This window comes from Sphingopyxis soli, assembly GCF_018682675.1.
GTDB classification, from domain to species: domain Bacteria; phylum Pseudomonadota; class Alphaproteobacteria; order Sphingomonadales; family Sphingomonadaceae; genus Sphingopyxis; species Sphingopyxis soli.
This window is the reverse complement of the sequence record NZ_JAFMTR010000059.1, coordinates 18,259-36,472: the sequence shown is the minus strand read 5'-3', so window position 1 is coordinate 36,472 and position 18,214 is coordinate 18,259. Positions and strand designations below refer to the sequence as shown.

General features: G+C 66.9%; 19 protein-coding genes. 13 read left to right on the top strand and 6 right to left on the bottom strand.

Translation table 11 applies throughout. The features are described 5' to 3' along the window. Positions 1-158: 158 nt before the first annotated feature. The 5 genes from egtB (at position 159) to J1N50_RS09065 (ending at position 5,190) form a co-directional block, all read left to right on the top strand. Positions 159-1,445 carry an ergothioneine biosynthesis protein EgtB gene (egtB, locus tag J1N50_RS09085; RefSeq protein ID WP_215353158.1) on the top strand — a complete coding sequence of 429 codons (1,287 nt, stop codon included), beginning with the start codon at positions 159-161 and terminating at the stop codon, positions 1,443-1,445. 1 nt (position 1,446) lies between these two features. Further along, on the top strand, positions 1,447-2,433 hold the full coding sequence (gene egtD / locus J1N50_RS09080; RefSeq protein ID WP_215353154.1) for an L-histidine N(alpha)-methyltransferase: 987 nt from the start codon (positions 1,447-1,449) through the stop codon (positions 2,431-2,433). Between the two features lie 168 nt (positions 2,434-2,601). Beyond that, a complete protein-coding gene (locus tag J1N50_RS09075; RefSeq protein WP_215353152.1) occupies positions 2,602-3,468 on the top strand; it encodes a 3-hydroxyacyl-CoA dehydrogenase NAD-binding domain-containing protein in 867 nt (288 codons plus the stop codon). A 38-nt stretch (positions 3,469-3,506) separates the two neighbouring features. Continuing rightward, positions 3,507-3,995, top strand: a complete 489-nt coding sequence (locus J1N50_RS09070; RefSeq protein ID WP_215353150.1) for a hypothetical protein — start codon at positions 3,507-3,509, stop codon at positions 3,993-3,995. A 52-nt stretch (positions 3,996-4,047) separates the two neighbouring features. Then, entirely contained in the window at positions 4,048-5,190 is a 1,143-nt protein-coding gene (locus J1N50_RS09065) for an epoxide hydrolase family protein (protein WP_215353149.1), read from the top strand. Positions 5,191-5,199: 9 nt separating this feature from the next. Here the strand turns inward: J1N50_RS09065 and J1N50_RS09060 are convergent, their stop codons facing one another. The 3 genes from J1N50_RS09060 to J1N50_RS09050 all read right to left on the bottom strand — a co-directional run bounded on the left by J1N50_RS09060 (position 5,200) and on the right by J1N50_RS09050 (position 7,565). Next, a complete protein-coding gene (locus J1N50_RS09060; RefSeq protein ID WP_215353147.1) occupies positions 5,200-5,520 on the bottom strand; it encodes an MliC family protein in 321 nt (106 codons plus the stop codon). A gap of 14 nt (positions 5,521-5,534) precedes the next feature. Continuing rightward, a complete protein-coding gene (locus J1N50_RS09055; protein ID WP_215353145.1) occupies positions 5,535-6,146 on the bottom strand; it encodes a beta/gamma crystallin-related protein in 612 nt (203 codons plus the stop codon). A gap of 93 nt (positions 6,147-6,239) precedes the next feature. Then, positions 6,240-7,565 (bottom strand): NupC/NupG family nucleoside CNT transporter, encoded by a 1,326-nt coding sequence (locus tag J1N50_RS09050; RefSeq protein ID WP_215353141.1) that lies wholly within the window; start codon positions 7,563-7,565, stop codon positions 6,240-6,242. A 117-nt stretch (positions 7,566-7,682) separates the two neighbouring features. Here J1N50_RS09050 and J1N50_RS09045 point away from each other — a divergent pair, with 117 nt between their 5' ends. From J1N50_RS09045 to J1N50_RS09020, 6 genes are read left to right on the top strand one after another with little or no spacing between them, the layout of a single operon-like run. After that, positions 7,683-8,330 carry a queuosine precursor transporter gene (locus J1N50_RS09045; RefSeq protein WP_215353140.1) on the top strand — a complete coding sequence of 216 codons (648 nt, stop codon included), beginning with the start codon at positions 7,683-7,685 and terminating at the stop codon, positions 8,328-8,330. Continuing rightward, complete coding sequence (argB, locus tag J1N50_RS09040; protein ID WP_215353130.1) at positions 8,327-9,235, top strand: acetylglutamate kinase; 909 nt, start codon at positions 8,327-8,329, stop codon at positions 9,233-9,235. The genes J1N50_RS09045 and argB overlap by 4 nt, the downstream gene beginning before the upstream one ends. 36 nt (positions 9,236-9,271) lie before the next feature. Next, positions 9,272-9,580: a YggT family protein gene (locus J1N50_RS09035; protein WP_215353126.1), complete on the top strand. Its 309-nt coding sequence runs from the start codon at positions 9,272-9,274 to the stop codon at positions 9,578-9,580. Position 9,581: 1 nt separating this feature from the next. Beyond that, positions 9,582-10,478, top strand: a complete 897-nt coding sequence (gene folD, locus J1N50_RS09030; protein WP_215353124.1) for a bifunctional methylenetetrahydrofolate dehydrogenase/methenyltetrahydrofolate cyclohydrolase FolD — start codon at positions 9,582-9,584, stop codon at positions 10,476-10,478. Beyond that, positions 10,478-11,143 carry a hypothetical protein gene (locus J1N50_RS09025; RefSeq protein ID WP_215353123.1) on the top strand — a complete coding sequence of 222 codons (666 nt, stop codon included), beginning with the start codon at positions 10,478-10,480 and terminating at the stop codon, positions 11,141-11,143. The genes folD and J1N50_RS09025 overlap by 1 nt, the downstream gene beginning before the upstream one ends. Beyond that, positions 11,140-11,769: a MarC family protein gene (locus J1N50_RS09020; RefSeq protein WP_215353121.1), complete on the top strand. Its 630-nt coding sequence runs from the start codon at positions 11,140-11,142 to the stop codon at positions 11,767-11,769. The genes J1N50_RS09025 and J1N50_RS09020 overlap by 4 nt, the downstream gene beginning before the upstream one ends. A gap of 127 nt (positions 11,770-11,896) precedes the next feature. Here J1N50_RS09020 and J1N50_RS09015 read toward each other — a convergent pair whose 3' ends face one another. Continuing rightward, positions 11,897-12,586, bottom strand: coding sequence for a YiaD family glycine zipper/OmpA-like lipoprotein (locus J1N50_RS09015; RefSeq protein WP_215353119.1), 690 nt, complete (start codon positions 12,584-12,586; stop codon positions 11,897-11,899). A 233-nt stretch (positions 12,587-12,819) separates the two neighbouring features. On the opposite strand from J1N50_RS09015, the gene J1N50_RS09010 reads away from it, so the two are divergent. Both J1N50_RS09010 and J1N50_RS09005 read left to right on the top strand, forming a co-directional pair. Then, positions 12,820-14,142: a hemolysin family protein gene (locus J1N50_RS09010; protein WP_215353118.1), complete on the top strand. Its 1,323-nt coding sequence runs from the start codon at positions 12,820-12,822 to the stop codon at positions 14,140-14,142. Between the two features lie 87 nt (positions 14,143-14,229). Beyond that, on the top strand, positions 14,230-15,603 hold the full coding sequence (locus J1N50_RS09005) for a M20/M25/M40 family metallo-hydrolase (protein WP_215353208.1): 1,374 nt from the start codon (positions 14,230-14,232) through the stop codon (positions 15,601-15,603). Between the two features lie 42 nt (positions 15,604-15,645). Here J1N50_RS09005 and J1N50_RS09000 read toward each other — a convergent pair whose 3' ends face one another. Then, positions 15,646-17,181 (bottom strand): S1C family serine protease, encoded by a 1,536-nt coding sequence (locus J1N50_RS09000; protein WP_215353116.1) that lies wholly within the window; start codon positions 17,179-17,181, stop codon positions 15,646-15,648. A gap of 157 nt (positions 17,182-17,338) precedes the next feature. After that, positions 17,339-18,160, bottom strand: coding sequence for a DUF2306 domain-containing protein (locus J1N50_RS08995; RefSeq protein WP_215353115.1), 822 nt, complete (start codon positions 18,158-18,160; stop codon positions 17,339-17,341). Between the last annotated feature and the right edge of the window lie 54 nt (positions 18,161-18,214).

Below are 18,214 nucleotides of genomic sequence, written 5' to 3'. Positions count from 1 at the left end.
ACCATAGCCCCTCCGTCAGCGGCTGCGCCGCTGCCACCTCCCCGTCGCTACGCGACAGGGAGGATCATGTTCCCCTATTGTTCTAGACAATCCTTCGGGCCGTAACCATAATTGGTCCCGCAGCGAAACCGACTCGTACCTCGGGGGATTGTCTCATCATGGCCAGCCGTACCGACGCTTCGCAAAAGACCGATCCGCTGGAGGAACTGGCCCACCGTTTCGCCGCGACCCGCCGCCTCTCGCTCGATCTCGTCGCGACGCTGTCCGACGCGGATGCGAGCGCGCAGTCGATGCCCGACGCCTCGCCCGCCAAATGGCATCTCGCGCATACGACATGGTTCTTCGAAACCTTCGTGCTGCGCGATCACCTGCCGGGCTACCGGCTGTTCGACAGCCGCTATCCCTTTCTTTTCAACAGCTATTACGAGGCGGAGGGGCCGCGCCACGCCCGTCCGCAGCGCGGCCTGCTGACGCGACCCTCGCTGGAGGAGGCGTGCATATGGCGCGCGCACGTTGACGCCGCGCTACAGACCGCGCTCCCTGATCTGCCGCCCGCCGCGCTGGCGCTGGTCGAGCTTGGCATCCACCACGAACAGCAGCATCAGGAATTGTTGCTCACCGACCTCAAGCATCTCTTCGCGCAGAACCCGCTCGGCCCGGCGGTGTGGGAAGAGGGTGCAATCGCGAGTGAAGTTGCGCAGATTTCCGCCGATTCCGGGCAGGGCGCTCTGCTGTGGATCAAGGGCGCCGACGGGGTGATACCCGTCGGTGACGCCGGCGGCGGCTTCGCTTTCGACTGCGAAGGCCCGCGTCACGATGCGCTGCTGACGCCCCATGCACTCGCCAGCCGCCCGGTCAGCAACGGCGAATGGCGCGAGTTCATTGCCGACGGCGGCTATCGCACCCCGTCGCTCTGGCTCAGCGACGGCTGGGCGTGGGTGCAGGCCGAGGATGTCGAGGTTCCCGCCTATTGGCGCGACGGGCAGATGTTCACCCTGGCGGGCTGGCGGGACATCGATCCCGCCGCGCCGGTCACCCACATCAGTTTCTTCGAGGCCGATGCCTTCGCGACCTGGGCCGGGGCGCGCCTGCCGACCGAATTCGAATGGGAAGCCGCGGCGGCCCCGCTCGACCCGCTTGGCGGACAGCAGCTCGACACGGCCGGGCCGGTCCAGCCGCGGGCCGCCAGCGGCGACACGGATCTGCAACAGATGTTCGGCAGCGTGTGGGAATGGACCGGCAGCGCCTACCGCCCCTATCCGGGCTTCCGTGCCGCGCCCGGCGCGGTCGGCGAATATAATGGCAAGTTCATGAGCGGGCAGTTCGTTCTGCGCGGCGGCAGCTGCGCGACGCCGCGCGGCCACTGCCGCGCCTCCTACCGCAATTTCTTTTACCCCCACCAGCGCTGGCAATTCACCGGCGTTCGCCTCGCAAAGGATCTCTGACATGGGTGTTGTGCGTCAACTTCGGCAGATTTCTGCCGACGATGCGGGCGTGGACATCGCCTTTCGCGCCGATGTGCACGCCGGCCTGTCGCAACGACAAAAGGCGATTCCCGCGCGCTGGTTCTATGATGCGACGGGATCGGCGCTGTTCGAGGACATCACGGCGCTCCCCGAATATTATCCGACCCGCAGCGAAACCGATTTGCTGACGCGTCACGCCGCCGAAATGGCGGCGGCGATCGGTCCGCACCGCGCGGTCGTCGAACTGGGCTCGGGCAGCTCGACCAAGACGCCGCTGCTGCTCGAGGCGATCGATCCCGCCGCCTATGTCCCCGTCGACATTTCGGGCGATTTCCTCCGCGACAGCGCCCAGGCGCTCGCGGACCGCTTTCCGGCGCTTGCCATCTATCCGGTCGAGGCCGACTTCACCCAGCGCGTCGACCTTCCGCGCGAGATTTGTCCGCTGCCCAAGCTCGGCTTCTTTCCGGGATCGACGATCGGCAACATGGTCGCGCGCACCGCGATCGACCTTCTTCGCAACTGGCGCGCTGCGCTCGGCGACGGGTCGCTGATGCTGATCGGGGTCGACCGGATCAAGGATATCGCCCTCCTCGAGCGCGCCTATGACGATCCGGCGGGGGTCACCGCGGCGTTCAATCTCAACCTGCTCGAACGCATCAATCGCGAACTCGGCGGGACGATCCCGGTCGAAAATTTCAGCCACCGCGCGATCTGGAACGATGTCCACGCGCGCATCGAAATGCATCTCGTTGCGGCGTGCGCCATGGACTTCACCGTCGACGGCCGCAGCTATACAATGGCGAAGGGCGAGACGATCCACAGCGAGAACAGCCACAAGTACGGCCCGCGCGATGCGAACCTGCTGCTCCGCGCGGGCGGCTGGACCCCGATCGCGACCTGGGACGACGCCGACCCCGGCTTCGCACTGATCCTCGCCGAAGCGACCGAGTTCCGCTCGGCCCCTTGACGGGCTAGCGCCAGAACGTAGAGCGAGGGCCGCTCCCTTACGCCGTTCGTCCTGAGCTTGTCGAAGGACCGTCCTTCTTTTTCTCGTCGTTCGAAAGAGAAGAACAGCCCTTCGACAAGCTCAGGGCGGACGGCGGTGGGGTGTTTTGAAAATGATAGGGGACAGCATATGATCGTCGGCGTCATCGGGGCAGGGCAAATGGGCGCGGGCATCGCGCAGGTTTCGGCGGGCGCCGGTCACGATGTGCTCCTCTCCGACATCGACATCGCGCGCGCCGAGGCCGGCAAGGCGGGGATCGCCAAGTCGCTCGGGCGCCTCGTCGCCAAGGAAAAAATGACGCAGGTCGATGCCGACGCGCTGCTCGGCCGCATCACGCCCGTTGCCGACCATGCGGCCTTCGCCCCCGCCGACCTCGTCGTCGAGGCGGCGACCGAGCGCGAAGAGATCAAGCGCGCGATCTTCGCCAGCGTCGGCCGGCATCTTTCGGCGACCGCGATCCTCGCCAGCAACACCAGCTCGATCCCGATCACCCGGCTTGCGCAGGCGGCGCCCGATCCGGCGCGTTTCATCGGCGTCCATTTCTTCAATCCGGTGCCCGTGATGGGCCTGATCGAACTGATACGCGGCCTCGCGACGAGCGACGATACGCTGGCGAAGGTCGAGGCCTATGGCCGCGGCCTCGGCAAGGAGATCGTCCATGCGAACGACGCGCCGGGCTTCATCGTCAACCGCGTGCTGATGCCGCTGATCAACGAGGCGATCTTTGCATTGGGCGAGGGGGTTGCGACGATGCAGGATATCGACACCGGCTGCCGCCTCGGCCTCAACCACCCGATGGGTCCGATCACGCTCGCCGACTTCATCGGGCTCGACACCTGCCTCGAAATCATCCGGGTGCTGCAGAGCGGCACCGGCGATCCGAAATTCCGCCCCGCGCCGCTGCTCGTCCAATATGTCGAGGCGGGATGGGTCGGCAAGAAGGCGGGGCGCGGCTTCTACGACTGGACGGGAGCCGAACCGGTTCCGACGCGTTAGCTTGGCAGGCTGCACGGGAGCAGCGAAGGAGGCGTCAGATGCACAGAGTGACTTTCGCAGTTTTATCGACCGCCGCGCTGGCCGTTTCCGCGACCGCTTACGCGCAGCAGGGCGCGCCCGAAGATTCGACGATCAAGGATACCGCCAACCAGGTGACCGAACCGTTCGACGGCAAGGAAGCGCCCCCGAAGCTGCTGGCGATTCAGGACGACCCCTATTCGCTGGCCGGGCTGGGCAAATGTTCGGCGATCATCCGCGAAGTGACCGAACTCAACGAAGTGCTCGGCCCCGACGTCAACGAAACCGTCGACAAGGACCGCGCCAAGAAACGCGAGGAAACCGCCGGGCGGGTCGCGGGCAGCCTGGCCGGGTCGGTCATCCCGTTTCGCGGCCTGATCGGCGAAGTCACCGGCGCCAACGCCGAACGGCGGCGCTATGCCGCGGCGGTCTATGCCGGTACGGTGCGGCGCGGTTTCCTGAAAGGGGTCGGCCTGCAACGCGGTTGCAAGGCGCCCGCGCGGCCCTGATACAGGCGCTGATCCGGGCTCCGGCATAAGGGGCAGCGAGGGAGGGGATGAGATGGACGTCGCCGGTATCCGGGCCTTCACCATCGATGTGCCGCAGGCGGCGCTCGACGATCTGCGCGATCGGCTGGCGCGGACGCGCTGGCCCGATAAGGAGACCGTCGACGACTGGGACCAGGGCGTTCCGCTCGCCTATGCCCAGGAACTCGCGGCCTATTGGCAGGACCGTTACGACTGGCGAGCGGTCGAGACGCGGCTCAACAGCTATCCCAACTTCCTCGCCACGGTCGACGGACTCGACATCCATTTCCTTCACATCCGCTCTGCGAATCCCGCGGCGCGACCGCTCGTCCTGACGCACGGCTGGCCGGGATCGGTGCTCGAATTCCTCGATGTCATCGAACCGCTGTCGGCCGACTATCATCTCGTGATCCCGTCGCTCCCCGGCTACGGCTTTTCGGGCAAGCCGGCCGAGGCCAAATGGAGCGTCGAGCATATCGCCGCCGGGTGGGACGCGCTGATGGTCGCGCTCGGCTACGACCGCTATTTTGCGCAGGGGGGCGACTGGGGCAGCGCCGTGACCTGCGCGATCGGCGGCAATCACACGAACCATTGCGCGGGCATTCATGTCAACATGATCGTCGGCCAGCCCGACCCGGCAACGATGTCCGACCTCACCGACGACGAGAAGGCCTATCTCGCCCGCTTCGCCTGGTATCGCGCCAAGGATAACGGCTATTCGACCCAGCAGGCGACGCGGCCCCAGACCGTGGGTTACGGCCTCGCCGACTCTCCCGTCGGGCAGATGTGCTGGATCGTCGAGAAATTCCACGGCTGGACCGACTGCGGCCATCAGCCCGGCGGCCAGTCGATCGGCGGCCACCCCGAAAAGGCGCTGTCGAAGGACGCGATGCTCGACACCGTCAGCCTCTACTGGCTGACCAACAGCGCCGCCTCGTCGGCGCGGCTCTATTGGCACAGCTTCGCGCAGTTCGGCTTCGGCGAAATTCACGTGCCGACGGGATGCAGCCTGTTCCCGAACGAGATCATGCGCCTGTCGCGCCGCTGGGCCGAGGGGCGATACAAGAATATCGTCTATTGGAACGAACTGCCCCGCGGCGGCCATTTCGCCGCGTGGGAGCAGCCCGACCTGTTCGTCGGCGAGGTGCGCGCCGCTCTGGCGAAGATGGACCTCTGACGCCGCGGGTCAGCGCGGCACCACCACCTGTCGACAGGTTTCGGGCGCCGAACGCAGCGCGGTGTTCCACATCGCCTCATTGCCCTTGGTATGCAGACGCCAGCCCGCCCGGTTCTCATAGATCGTGCCGCTGGCCGCGGGCGTCGAACGCATTGCTTCGGGACGTCCCCCATTCACACTGACCAGCGCCCGGTCGCCCTTGAAATCGATCTTCAACCGGGTGCCGCGATCGCATTCATAATAGGTGCTGACCCCCGGCCCGCCGACCGACATGCAGGCGGACAGCGCCAGCGCTGCGAGGGCGGGGGCGACGAAATCGATCCTGTGCATTGCGTGCCTCCCCATCAATAGCCAGAACGAACGCAGAGCACGTCGGCGAGATACACCCGCCCCGCAACCGTCTCCATATGTTCGCGCGCCGATCCGTTCCAGCCGATGGAACGGCACCAGGTGTCGGCGGTCTGCGCTGCGCAATTGGCCGTCGCCGAACCCCGCGTACAGGCGAGAACACGGTAATTGGCTTGCGAAGGCTGGGTGTGAAATTCGGCGAAATTGCCGCGCGCGACCTGGTCGTTGGCGGGCGGGTTCGGGTTCCAGCCCCCGCCCGAACCGACGGGCCGGATCGACTGGACGGTGATGCCGCGCAGGATATTGCCCATCATCGGCGTGTCGCGGTCGACGGTGCGGCACTGGCCGCGGAAGCGCGACTTTTCGCACAATTCCCAGCGGCCGCTCGCGACCCGGATCGAATTGACCGGCCAGGCGAGGCCAAGATTGGACTTTTCCTCGCCGATGAAGACCGCCGGCCCCTTGTAAGCCGCGTCGCGATAGATGGTCGCCTCGGGCGGGCGCAGCATCTTGTCTTCGGGCGGCTGGGCGCTCGAAGATGCGAAAAGTCCCGCCCCCGAAACCGCGACCACAGCGGCAAGGACCGACAAACGATAAGCGCTTTTCATGACAGCCTCCCATTTCGGCGAAACGCGACCCGGGATTCGTTATATTCCGAAAGCTTAAGCCAAGCTTGAGCGGCTTGCAAATTCTCCCTGTCGTCAGCGATCGACGGGCGCCGTTGCTGTCGTTGGGGCCGGCGCCGCGGGAGACGCGACGGTCTTGGCGGGAGGGGGTGCGGCTGGGGGCGCGATGCCGAGCATCAGCCCGGCGAGCGCCGCCGACATCAGGTTCGACAGGCTGCCCGCGAGCAGCGCCTTGAGGCCCAGCTTCGCGATCATCGGGCGCTGGTTGGGCGCGAGGCCGCCGGTCACCGCCATCTGGATCGCGATCGAGCTGAAATTCGCGAAGCCGCAGAGCGCAAAGGTCGCGATCGCGATCGCGGCCGGCGACATCGTGCCCTGCACCTTGCCGAGGTCGATGAAGGCGACGAATTCGTTGAGGACGATCTTGGTGCCGAACAGTCCGCCGACAGCGGCGCTCTCGTCCCACGGGACGCCCATCAGCCACATCACCGGGCGGAAGATCGTTCCGATCACCGCCTGGAACGACAGATCGGGATAGCCGAACCAGCCACCGATCCCCGCGAGCAGCCCGTTGGCGAGCGCGACGAGCGCGACGAAGGCGAGCACCATCGCGCCGACCGCGACGGCGAGCTTCACGCCGGTCTGCGCGCCTTGGGCCGCCGCCATGATGATGTTCGCGGGCTTTTCCTCGTCATGGCTCGCCTCGGGCATGATCACCGGCTCGATGCCGAGATCCTTGGGATCGTCGGGCATCATGATCTTTGCCATCAATATGCCGCCCGGCGCCGACATGAAGCTGGCGGCGAGCAGATAGGGCAGCAATTGCTCGCCGATCATGCTGGCATAGGCGCCGAGGATCGTCCCCGCGACCCCCGCCATGCCGACCGTCATCACGGTGAAGAGCTGCGACGGGGTGAGCGCGGCGAGATAGGGGCGGATGACGAGCGGGCTTTCGCTCTGCCCGACGAAGATATTCGCCGCCGCGCCCAGGCTTTCGACCTTGGTGATCCCCGTGATCTTCTGGATCGCGCCGCCCACCCATTTGATCACCAGCTGCATGATGCCGAGGTAATAGAGGATCGAGATCATCGAGGCGAAGAAGATGATGACGGGCAGCGCGGCGATCGCGAAGCTGTGCCCGCCCATTTCGGGGCTGGCGAGCGGGCCGAAGATGAAATCGGTGCCCGCCTTTGCATAGCCGAGCAGGTTCGACACGCCGCTCGACATCGCTTGGATAATGTTGCGGCCCCACGGCGTGCCGAGCACCAGCAGCGCGAAACCGGCTTGCAGCAGGAAGGCGGGGACGACGACGCGCGGGCGGATCCAGCGGCGGTTCGAGGAAAAGAGCAGGGCGATCGCAAGCAATGCGACGATGCCGAGCAGACCGATCAGGCGTTCCATAATAAGCGTGCGTCCCCCGCAAGTTTGTTGCCCGTGTCTAACGGGCTTTGGGCGCGGGGCAAGCCTGCGCTGATGCGCCATCTTTCCACACGCGGTAAAAGCGATTAAGCGGCGCCGATGGAAACTAGCCCCACGCGCGTGATCGCGCCTTCGTTGCTGCTGTTCGCGATCCTCTACGGCGGCATGGTTCCGCTCGGCGGGTTTCTCGGCGCGAAGCAGGTCGCACTCGGCCCGCTCGCGGTCGAGGCTGGAATTTTTCCCTTCCTGACGCTGATCGCCATTTCGAGCGGCATTGCCGAACTGCACGGCCGCGTCGTGGCCGACAAGCTGGTGCGCCTCGGCTTCATCCCGCTGATTCTCGCGATCATCCTGACCGTCTTCGTGCTGCAACTGCCGACCGACGAGGGGATGTACGAGCCCGCGAAGGAGGCCTTTCCGATCATCGTCGGGCAGGGCTGGCGGATGATGGCGGCGGGCATCCTCGCCTATGGCGTGTCGGTCAGCCTCAACGTCTGGATCTTCGCGCGGATGACCGCGAACAACGGCCGCTTGCTGCCGCTGCGCGGGTTCATCGCTGCGGCGCTCAGCCAGATCATCGACACGCTGATCTTCATCACCGTCAGCTTCTACGGCGTCCGTCCGATCGCCGACCTGATGCTCGGCCAGATGATCGCCAAGGTGGTGTTGTCGGCGGTGATGGTGCCGCTGCTCGTGATGGCGGTCGTCGCCATCGGCCGCAAACTCGACGCGAACAACCCCGGATGACGCCTGTGACCGACCCCTCGAAAATGCCCGACCTGCTCGCCAAGGCCGAAACGCTTGTCGAAGCGCTGCCCTATCTTCAGCGCTATGCCGGCGAGACGTTCGTGATCAAATATGGCGGCCATGCGATGGGCGATCCCGAGGCGCAGCGCGACTTTGCCGAGGATGTCGTCCTCCTGAAAGCGGTCGGCATCAACCCCGTCGTCGTCCACGGCGGCGGCCCGCAGATCGGCCGGATGCTGAAACAGCTCGGGATCGAATCGACCTTCGTCGGCGGGCTGCGCGTCACCGACGCGGCGACCGCCGAGGTTGCTGAAATGGTGCTCGCGGGCAAGATCAACAAGGAAATCGTCGGCTGGATCGCCGGGCTCGGCGGCCGCGCGGTCGGCATTTCGGGCAAGGATGCCAATCTCGTCCTCGCCGAAAAGGTGAAGCGCAGCGAACCCGACCCCAATTCGGGGATCGAGCGTCACGTCGACCTCGGTTTCGTCGGCGAGCCGGTCGCGGTCGACCCGACGATCCTGACCAATCTCGCGAACGACAATTTCATTCCCGTGGTGGCGCCGGTGGCGCTGGGCGCCGATGGCGCGACCTACAACATCAACGCCGATACGATGGCGGGGGCGATCGCCGGGGCGCTCGGCGCCAAGCGCTTCTTCCTGCTCACCGACGTCGCGGGGGTGCTCGACAAGTCGGGTGCGCTCCTCACCGATCTCGACCGCGCCGCGATCGACGCGCTGAAGGCCGATGAAACGATCACCGGCGGCATGATCCCCAAGGTCGAGACCTGCGTTGCCGCGGTCGACGCCGGGGTCGAGGCCGCGGTCATCCTCGACGGCCGCATCCCGCACGCGATGCTGCTCGAAATTTTCACCGCACGGGGTGCGGGCACGCTCATTCATCGCTAGAGTGCGGCCAACCGACGCTTCCCGCCGGAGATATTGATGTACCTGATGTTTCTTCAAATCCTGTCGATCCTCCTCAACATCCTGTGGTGGATCATCATCGTGCAGGCAGTGATGTCGTGGCTGATCGCCTTCAACGTCATCAACACCCACAATGATTTCGTCGGTCAGCTCTGGCATGTGCTCGACCGGATCACCGAGCCGCTCTACCGCCCGTTCCGGCGGATCATGCCCGATTTCGGCGGGCTCGACCTGACGCCGATGGTGGTGCTGATCCTGCTCATCATCTTGCAGGGGCCGGTGATCAACTACCTCTACACGCTCGGCGTCAACTCGGGAGCGATCTGAGGTGACCGATGCGCAGGTCATCGACGGCAAGGCCTTCGCCGCCGGGCTGCGCGTGCGTATTGCCGAGGCCGTACCCGCGTTCAAGGCAGCGACCGGCCGCGTGCCGGGACTCGCGGTCGTGCTGGTCGGCGACGATCCGGCGAGCGCGGTTTACGTGGGATCGAAGGGCAAGGCGACGGTCGCTGCGGGCATGGCAAGCTTCGAGCACCGCCTGCCGGCGACGGCCACGCAGGACGAGGTCGAGGCGCTGCTTGCGACGCTCAACGCCGACGAGGCGGTCGACGGCATTCTCCTCCAGCTCCCGCTTCCCGGCCATCTCGACGAACAGCGCGCGGTGGCGACGATCGACCCCGACAAGGATGTCGACGGGCTGACCCCGGTCAGCGCCGGGCGGCTCGCGCTCGGCATCCCCGGCATGGTCCCCTGCACGCCCTATGGCTGCCTGTTGCTGCTTCAGGACCGGCTCGGCGACCTGTCGGGCAAGGATGCGGTCGTGATCGGCCGCTCGATTCTCGTCGGCAAGCCGATGGCGGCGCTGCTGCTCGGCGCCAACGCGACCGTAACCATCGCGCACAGCCGCACCCGCGACCTGCCCGACCTGGTCCGCCGCGCCGATATCGTCGTCGCGGCGGTGGGCCGGGCGGAGATGGTCAAGGGTGACTGGATCAAGCCCGGCGCGGTCGTCATCGACGTCGGCATCAACCGCCTGCCCCCCGCCGACGGCGCGGCGAAAGGCCGCCTGGTCGGCGACGTCGATTATGCCGATGCGGCTGCGGTCGCCTCGGCGATCACCCCGGTCCCCGGCGGCGTCGGCCCGATGACGATCGCCTGCCTGATTCGTAACACGCTCGTCGCGGCGCATCGCCGCGCCGGGCTCGCCGATCCGGAGGGTTTCTGATGCGCCTTGTCCTTGCCGCGGTTGCGCTTTCGCTGGTTGCCGGCTGCGCGCAGGGGCCCGACCCGCGCAAACGGCCGCTCGCCGCGAACCCGAGTGCGTATGTCGCCGCCGAGATCGCCTTTGCCCGGCTGGCGCAGGAGAAGGGGCAGTGGACGGCGTTCCGCGAAACCTCGGCGCCCGATGCGGTGATGTTCGTGCCGCAGCGGGCGAAGGCGCGCGACTGGCTGAAGTCGCAGGCGAACCCGGCCGAAGCGGTGAAGTGGCAGCCGCACGCCGTCTATGTGAGCTGCGACGGCAACGCCGGCGCAACCACCGGCGCCTGGCAAAAGGGCGGCGGCAACGGCTATTTCACCACCGTCTGGCTGCGCGATCCGATCAGCGGCAAGATCAACTGGGTGCTCGATCATGGTGACGGGCTGACGGCGCCGCGCGCCGCGCCCGATTTCATCGAAACGAAACAGGCGAAATGCGGATCGCGTCCCGCGGTGCCGATCGAGGCCGGCGAAGAGGGCGACGACATGGCGGTCGGCCTGTCGCCCGACCAGACGCTCAGCTGGACCTCGACCGTGCGTCCCGACCAGTCGCGCCGCGTCGTCATCCGCCTCTGGGACGGCAAGACGATGGCGACGGTGATCGACGATAAAGTGGCCGCGCCGCCGAAATGATGGACCTTTTCATCTCGGCGTTCGTGACCTTGTTCGTCGTCATCGATCCGCCGGGCTGCGCGCCGATCTATGCCAGCCTGACGACCGGCGCGAGCGCGCAGCAGCGCCGCTCGATGGCGATTCGCGCCACGGTCATCGCGGGGTTCATCCTCGTCTTTTTCGCGATGTTCGGCGAGGCGCTGCTCAGCTTCCTCCACATCGACCTCGACAGTTTCCGCATCGCGGGCGGGATCATGCTGTTCATCATCGCGATCGACATGGTGTTCGAAAAGCGCACCGAGCGCCGCGAACAGCGCGCCGAGAAAGTGAAGGCGACGCCCGAGGTCGAGGATGTCTCGGTGTTTCCGATGGCGATGCCGATGCTCGCGGGGCCGGGGTCGATCGCCTCGGTGATGCTGCTCGTCGCGCAGAACAACGGGCTCGACCGCGCGGTGGTGATTTTTGCGGCGCTGCTGCTGGTGCTGCTCCTGACGCTCGCCGCGCTCCTCGCGGCGGGCCCGTTGATGCGGCTGATCGGCAACAAGGGCGAGGCGGTGATCACCCGCCTGCTCGGCGTGCTGCTCGCGGCGCTCGCGGCGCAGTTCGTGATCGATGGCCTGAAGGCCAGCTTCCCCAGCCTAGGGTGAACAGGCTTTCGGCGAAGTGGAAAGCGGCGGTACCGGTTCGCTCCCCCGCCCGGCCTCCCGAGGACAATATGCTGTGGGAGGTCGGGCGGGGGAGCGGGCCGGTGCCGCCTCCGGCGTCAGCCGGACATTACTGCGCCGCGTTTACGTCGGCCTGCGTCACCGGCGCGATGCGGATCTCGACGCGGCGGTTGCACTGATAATCGGCTTCGCTGCGTTCGGGCGCGCATTTGAGCTGCGATTCGCCATAGCCGAGCGTCGCCATGCGCGCGCGATTGACCCCGCGGCCCGCCAGATAGTCGGCGACCGATGCGGCGCGGCGCTCGGACAGCCCCTGGTTATAGGTGTCGCTGCCGGTCGAATCGGTGTGGCCATAGACGTCGATGAAGGTGCTCGGATATTCGCCGAGGGTCGAGGCGACGCTGTCGAGCGCGCTGCGGAAATTCGGCTTCACCACCGCGCTGTTATAATCGAACGTGACGTCGCCGGGCATGTTGAGGACGAGCTGGTCGCCCTGGCGCTCGACGTCGATCCCGGTGCCCGCGGTCCGTTCGCGCAGCTTCTTTTCCTGCTGGTCCATATAATAGCCGACGCCCGCGCCGGCGACGGCGCCGATCCCCGCGCCGAGGATCTTCTCGGTGCGGTCGTTGCGGCCGCCGACGAGGTCGCCGAGCAGATAGCCCCCCAGCGCGCCGCCGATGCCGCCGATCGCGGCCTTCGAGATCGTCTGCTTGCCCGTTTCGGGGTCGGTCACGCAGCCGGTCAGCGCCAGCGCGCCGAGGCTGGCGAGGGCGGTGAGCTTGATCGTCTTGCTGTTCATTCTTCGCTCCCTTTGTTTCGGCGGCCGCCTTGTCAATCCTGCGTCGGCCCTGCGAACGCCGCCGTTGGTGTCGATAACATATGGCCGGGGCAACTGGTTCCAAAAACTCGCTTAACGCCCCCTGACCGGGCCGTTCAGCTAGCGCCATTGTGCTGCGCGCCCTGTTTCGCCTATAGGTGCGCGATGACCGAAGCCGACAGGGGCCGGGCGCCGATGCGCCGCACGCACGCCCGATGACTCCTTTCCCCTGGTCCGACGTCGCGATCATCGCGGTGCTGATCCTCCTCAACGGCCTGTTCGCCATGTCCGAGCTCGCAATCGTCTCGTCGCGCGACCCGCGGCTGCAGGCGGCGGAGAAGCGCGGCAGCCGCGGCGCGAAGATAGCGCGGCAACTCGCCGCCGACCCCGGCCGCTTCCTGTCGACCGTGCAGGTCGGCATCACCTTGATCGGCATTCTGGCGGGCGCCTATTCGGGCGCGAGTCTGGGGCAGCCGGTCGCCGACCGGCTCGGCGCATGGTTCGGGCTCGATGACCAACATGCCGAGGCCGCGGGGTTCGCGGTCGTCATCGGCATCACCACCTATTTCTCGCTGATTGCGGGCGAGCTGGTGCCGAAACAGTTCGCACTTCGCACGCCCGAACGCATCGCGATCACCATGGCGGTGCCGATGTACTGGCTGTCGCGCGTCGCGGCGCCGCTCGTCTGGCTGCTCGACAACAGCTCGGCGCTGATCTTCCGCCTGCTCGGGCTCAATCGCGAGTCCGAGGACCGGGTGACCGCCGAGGAATTGCACCTGATCGTCGCCGAGGCGTCGAAGTCGGGCGTGATCGAGGAAAGCGAACGCGCGATCATCTCGGGCGTCGTGCGTCTCGCCGACCGGCCGGTGCGCGAGGTGATGACCCCGCGCAAGGACGTCGACTGGATCGACACGGCGCTCGACGCGCGGGGCGTGCGCGACAAGCTGCTCGAGACCCCGCACAGCCGGTTGCCGGTTGCGCGCGGCTCGGTCGACGACATCGTCGGCGTCGTCCAGGCGCGCGATATCGCGGCGGCGCTGTTTCGCGGCGACGTGATCGACCTCGAGCAGCTGATGCGGCCGGCAAAGGTCATTCACGACCAGCTCGACGCGATGGACGCGCTCGAGGGGTTGCGCGCGGCCGAGGTGCCGATGCTGCTGGTCCACGACGAATATGGCCATTTCGACGGGCTGGTGACCCCGGCCGACCTGCTCTCCGCCATCGCGGGCGAATTCGCGTCGGACCAGGATATCGGCAGCGAGCCGTTCGTCGTCGAACGCGACGACGGCAGCCTGCTGATCGCGGGATCGATGCCCGCCGACCAGATGGCCGAGCGGCTGGGGATCGAACTTGGCGACGACCGCGACTATGCAACCGCGGCGGGCCATGCGCTCGCGATCCTGAAACATCTGCCCAAGGAAGGCGAATGCTTCACCGACCGCGGCTGGACGTTCGAGATCGTCGATATGGACGGGCGCAAGATCGACAAATTGCTGGTCAGTGAAATCCGCAAGCCGAAAGCCGAGGCGGGCGAATAGGCTGCTGCGATGCGGATCGGCATCGACGCGATGGTGATCCATTTCTATCTCTTGCGCCGCGGCGCCGGCTGGCTAGGTTGGGTTTCCATGCGAAACCTTACCGCCCCCGTCGCCCTCGCCGCCGCCCTGCTCGCCGCCGCGCCCGTCCACGCCAAGCCCGCCGACACCGACGCGGCGAAAAAGATTCTGAAGGACAGCATCGCGATCCCGACGGTGATGGGCCGCGGCAAGGTACCCGAGCTGGCGGCCTATTATGCGAGCGTGCTGAAGGCGGCGGGCTACGCCGACACCGACATCGAAATCACCCCGATGGGCGAGACCGCGACCTTCGCCGCGACCCTGCAGGGCACGACGAAGCAAAAGCCGATCGTCCTGCTCGGCCATATGGACGTCGTCGAGGCCGATCCGAAGGACTGGACGCGCGATCCCTTCGTGCCGGTCGAGGAGAATGGCTATATTTTCGGCCGCGGGTCGGAGGACAACAAGTTCGACGTCTCGATGATGGTCGCGACGATGGCGCAGCTCAAGAAGGACGGCTTCAAGCCGAAGCGCTCGATCATCCTGCTCCTGTCGGGCGACGAGGAAACCTCGATGACGACGACGCGCGCACTTGCCGCCAAATACAAGAACGCCGAGTTCGCGCTGAACGGCGACGGGGGTGGCGGGCTGATCGGCGAGGACGGCAAGCCCAAATATTACGGGCTGCAGGCGGGCGAAAAGACCTATGCCGACTTCACCCTCGAAGTCACCAATCCCGGCGGCCACAGCTCGCGCCCCGGCGCGGTCAATGCGATCGCCGAGCTGTCCGAGGCGCTCGCCAGGATCGGCGCCTATCGGTTCACGCCGCAGCAGAACGAGCTGACGAAGGTCGGGATGCCGATCGTCGCCGATCAGGTCGGCGGCGACATCGGCGCGGCGCTGAAAGCCTTCGCCGCGGACCCGTCGGATGCGAAGGCGATCGCCGCGATCCGCGCCGACCCCGAATATGTCGGCCAGATCGGCACGACTTGCGTACCGACGCTCGTCAAGGGCGGCCATGCCGAAAATGCGCTGCCTCAGCGCGCGACCGCGAACATCAATTGCCGCATTTTCCCGGGCGTGCCGGTCGAGGAGGTGCGCGCCGAACTGGTGAAGGTGATCGGCGACCCCGGCGTGACGGTGAACCCCGATCCCGACGCCAGCGCCAGCGACGCCTCGCCGCTGCGACCCGACGTGATGGCGGCGGTGGCGAAAGCGGTCCATGCGCGCGCGCCGGGCCTGCCGATCATCCCGTCGATGAGCGCGGGCGCGACCGACAGCTATCATTTCCGCATCCAGGGCGTGCCGAGCTATGGCGTCGCGGGACTCTTCTCGAAAGCCAGCGACAGCTACGCGCACGGCCTCAACGAGCGCGTGCCCGTCGACGCGATCGCTCCCGCGCTGGCGCACTGGGACAGTCTGCTGCGCGACCTGTCGAAATAGCGCGCAGCCCCGCGCGCCCGTTCCCCGGCCGTCGTTTCGCGATCAGCGGGCAGGCGCGGCCGCGCTCGCGGCTGCCTTCTGACACTGATAGACGAGGCGCTCGTTCGGGCTCGCGGGCAGGACGGCGCGGATCGCCTCCTGTTGGGTCGCGAGGCCCGCGAGTGCGTCGGGGTCGGCGGTGCAGCTCTTGAGCGTCACCCCGGCGCGAATCTCGCGTGCCCGCGTCATCGTGTCGGCGTCGAGCAGATAGCGTTCGACGCGATACTCCTTCCCCGTCGGGTCGAGCGAGGCGACGGTGACGGTGGCGTCGTCGTTGGGGACGAGGATGCGCTGCCAATGGCCGTCGGCCCCCTGCGCATATTGGGTGCGGTCGTTGACGCAGCCGTTCGCGGCGACCTTTATCGGCACGTCGGTGGTCGACGAGACGGTGATGCGGCTGCGGTCGGCGCGGATCGTGCAGAGGAACTGTCCCTCGGCAACCGTCGGCGTATCGGCGAAGACAGGTTTCGCTTTCTCCTCGGGCGCTTCGGCGTGCGCGTCGGGGCGGGTGACGAAGACGATCGCCGCGGCCAGGATCAGCGCCGCACCGGCGCCGCCGGCGATCTTCGCGTTGCGGGCGTTCTTCTGGCCATGGAACATCAGGCCCGCCCCGGCCGACAGCGCGCCGATCACGAACAACACACCGGCCAGCGCGATGCGGTTCTCGCGCGCGGCGAGCGCCGCTTCGTCGGCGCGCTCCTGCCTCAACTGGCGGTCGCGCGCTGCGGCCTCCTCCTTCGCGGCATTGGCTTCGGCCATCTTGCGTGCGTCGGCGTCGAGCGCGGCGCGGTCGCGCGCATCGGCTTCGGCCATCGACAGGCAGGGTGTCCCGATCGAGCTGTAGGGCTGGTTCGCATCGGCCAGGAAGCGCGCGAGCTCGCGCGTCGAAATCGCGAAGGCGAAAGGCGAATCGCCTTCGTCGGCGCGCGTGATCGCGGCGTTGATCCCGACGACGCGCCCGCACTGGTCGACGAGCGGCCCGCCCGAATTGCCGCGCGAGATCTTTGCGGTATGGACGAGCGAATCGACCCCCTCGACGAGCTGGCGGTTCGAGACATTGCCCTCGCTGCGCACCGGTGTGCGCGGGGTGATATAGTCGGCGGCGCTACGCGCGGTCGCGAGATCGACGTTGCCCGGATAGCCGAGCGCAACGACGTCGGCCCCCGAATCGATCGGCCCCGAATAGACTGCCGCGGCGGGAACGCGCCCCTCGGTCATCTCGATCAGCGCGAGATCGCGCTCGGTGTCGATCGCGATCAGTTTCGCGGCATAGCTTTTCTGCCCCTCGGACGGGACGACGCCCAGGGCGACATTGCCCGGGTAGCGCGCCGCCGACTCGACGACGTGCGCGTTGGTGACGATGCGCGTCGGCGAAATGGCGATGCCGCTGCCGTGGCCGAAGCCGACGACCTCGCCGTCGACCATCGCCACGGTGACGACGCGCACGACGCTGCGCGAAACGGCGCTGATGTCGTCGGCGGCGCGGGCGGGAAGGGTGACGGCGAGGAGGGCGAGCAGGAGCGCGAGAAGGCGGGTCATGGCGGCGAACCTAGCTGCTGACGATGCGAAGGCAAGCCGTTGGACATGAAATGTCCTGCGTCCCCGCGAAGGCGGGGTTCCTGCTCCCGCAGCGTCAGGGGCAATGGCGGGCGATGGGTTCCCGCCTTCGCAGGATCACGACTCCATAATCAGCCCGTTACAGATAGGGGCTCCACATCATCATCCACGCGCCGACGCTGCCCGCGAGGATGATGACGCCGCCGATCGCCAGCAGCGCGGCGACGCCATTTTTGGCGGCAGGCGTCCCGCTTGCGTCGGCGCGCAGATATATTTCGGTGATCGCCAGCGGCAGCAGCGAGTTGGCGAAGGCAAGGAAAAGATCGAACGGTCCGTCCATCGCCTCGCCGATCCCCGCGCCGCCGGTTGCGATGCCCCACGCCATATAGCCGACGCGCATGAACCAGACCGCGCTCGCCACCGCGAACAGGCGCAGCGCCCAGCGGCGATGCTCGACGAAACGACGTGCGCGAGCGGCGCGATACGCCATCGCCGCGAAGGCGAGGATCAGCAGCGCGTCGAGGCTGATTCCGAACGCACCGGCAAGGTTGAGCCAGGTCCCGCGGCCCCACGTCAGCCAAAGCCCGCCGAGCGAGAGCATGAGCGCGCTTAGCAGGTAGAGGCGGCCGTTCCAGCGATGGACCTGCGGCCAGCGGCCCCGGATCGCCGGGACGAGCTGGACGAGGCCGCCGAAGGTGATCACCGCCGCCATCAGCACATGCACCGCGAAGAAAAGATTGCCGCTCGCGTCGCCCGCAACGAAGCCCTTGATCAGCGGCTTCGTGTTCCACGCGGCGAAATCGCCGGAGAGCGACGCGGGATAATAGAAGGCCAGGATGAAGGCGGTGAAGAGCAATTGTCCCGCCGCGATCGACAGATAGCAAAAGGTCGCGGCGCGCCCCAGCCAGTCGGCGCGGCGCGCCGGCCGGGCGGATACGAAGGATGCGTCGATTGTCGACATGGCAGACTCCCCGAAATTGTCGGGAGAATGGCGCTGTCACCCAAGTGAGTCAAT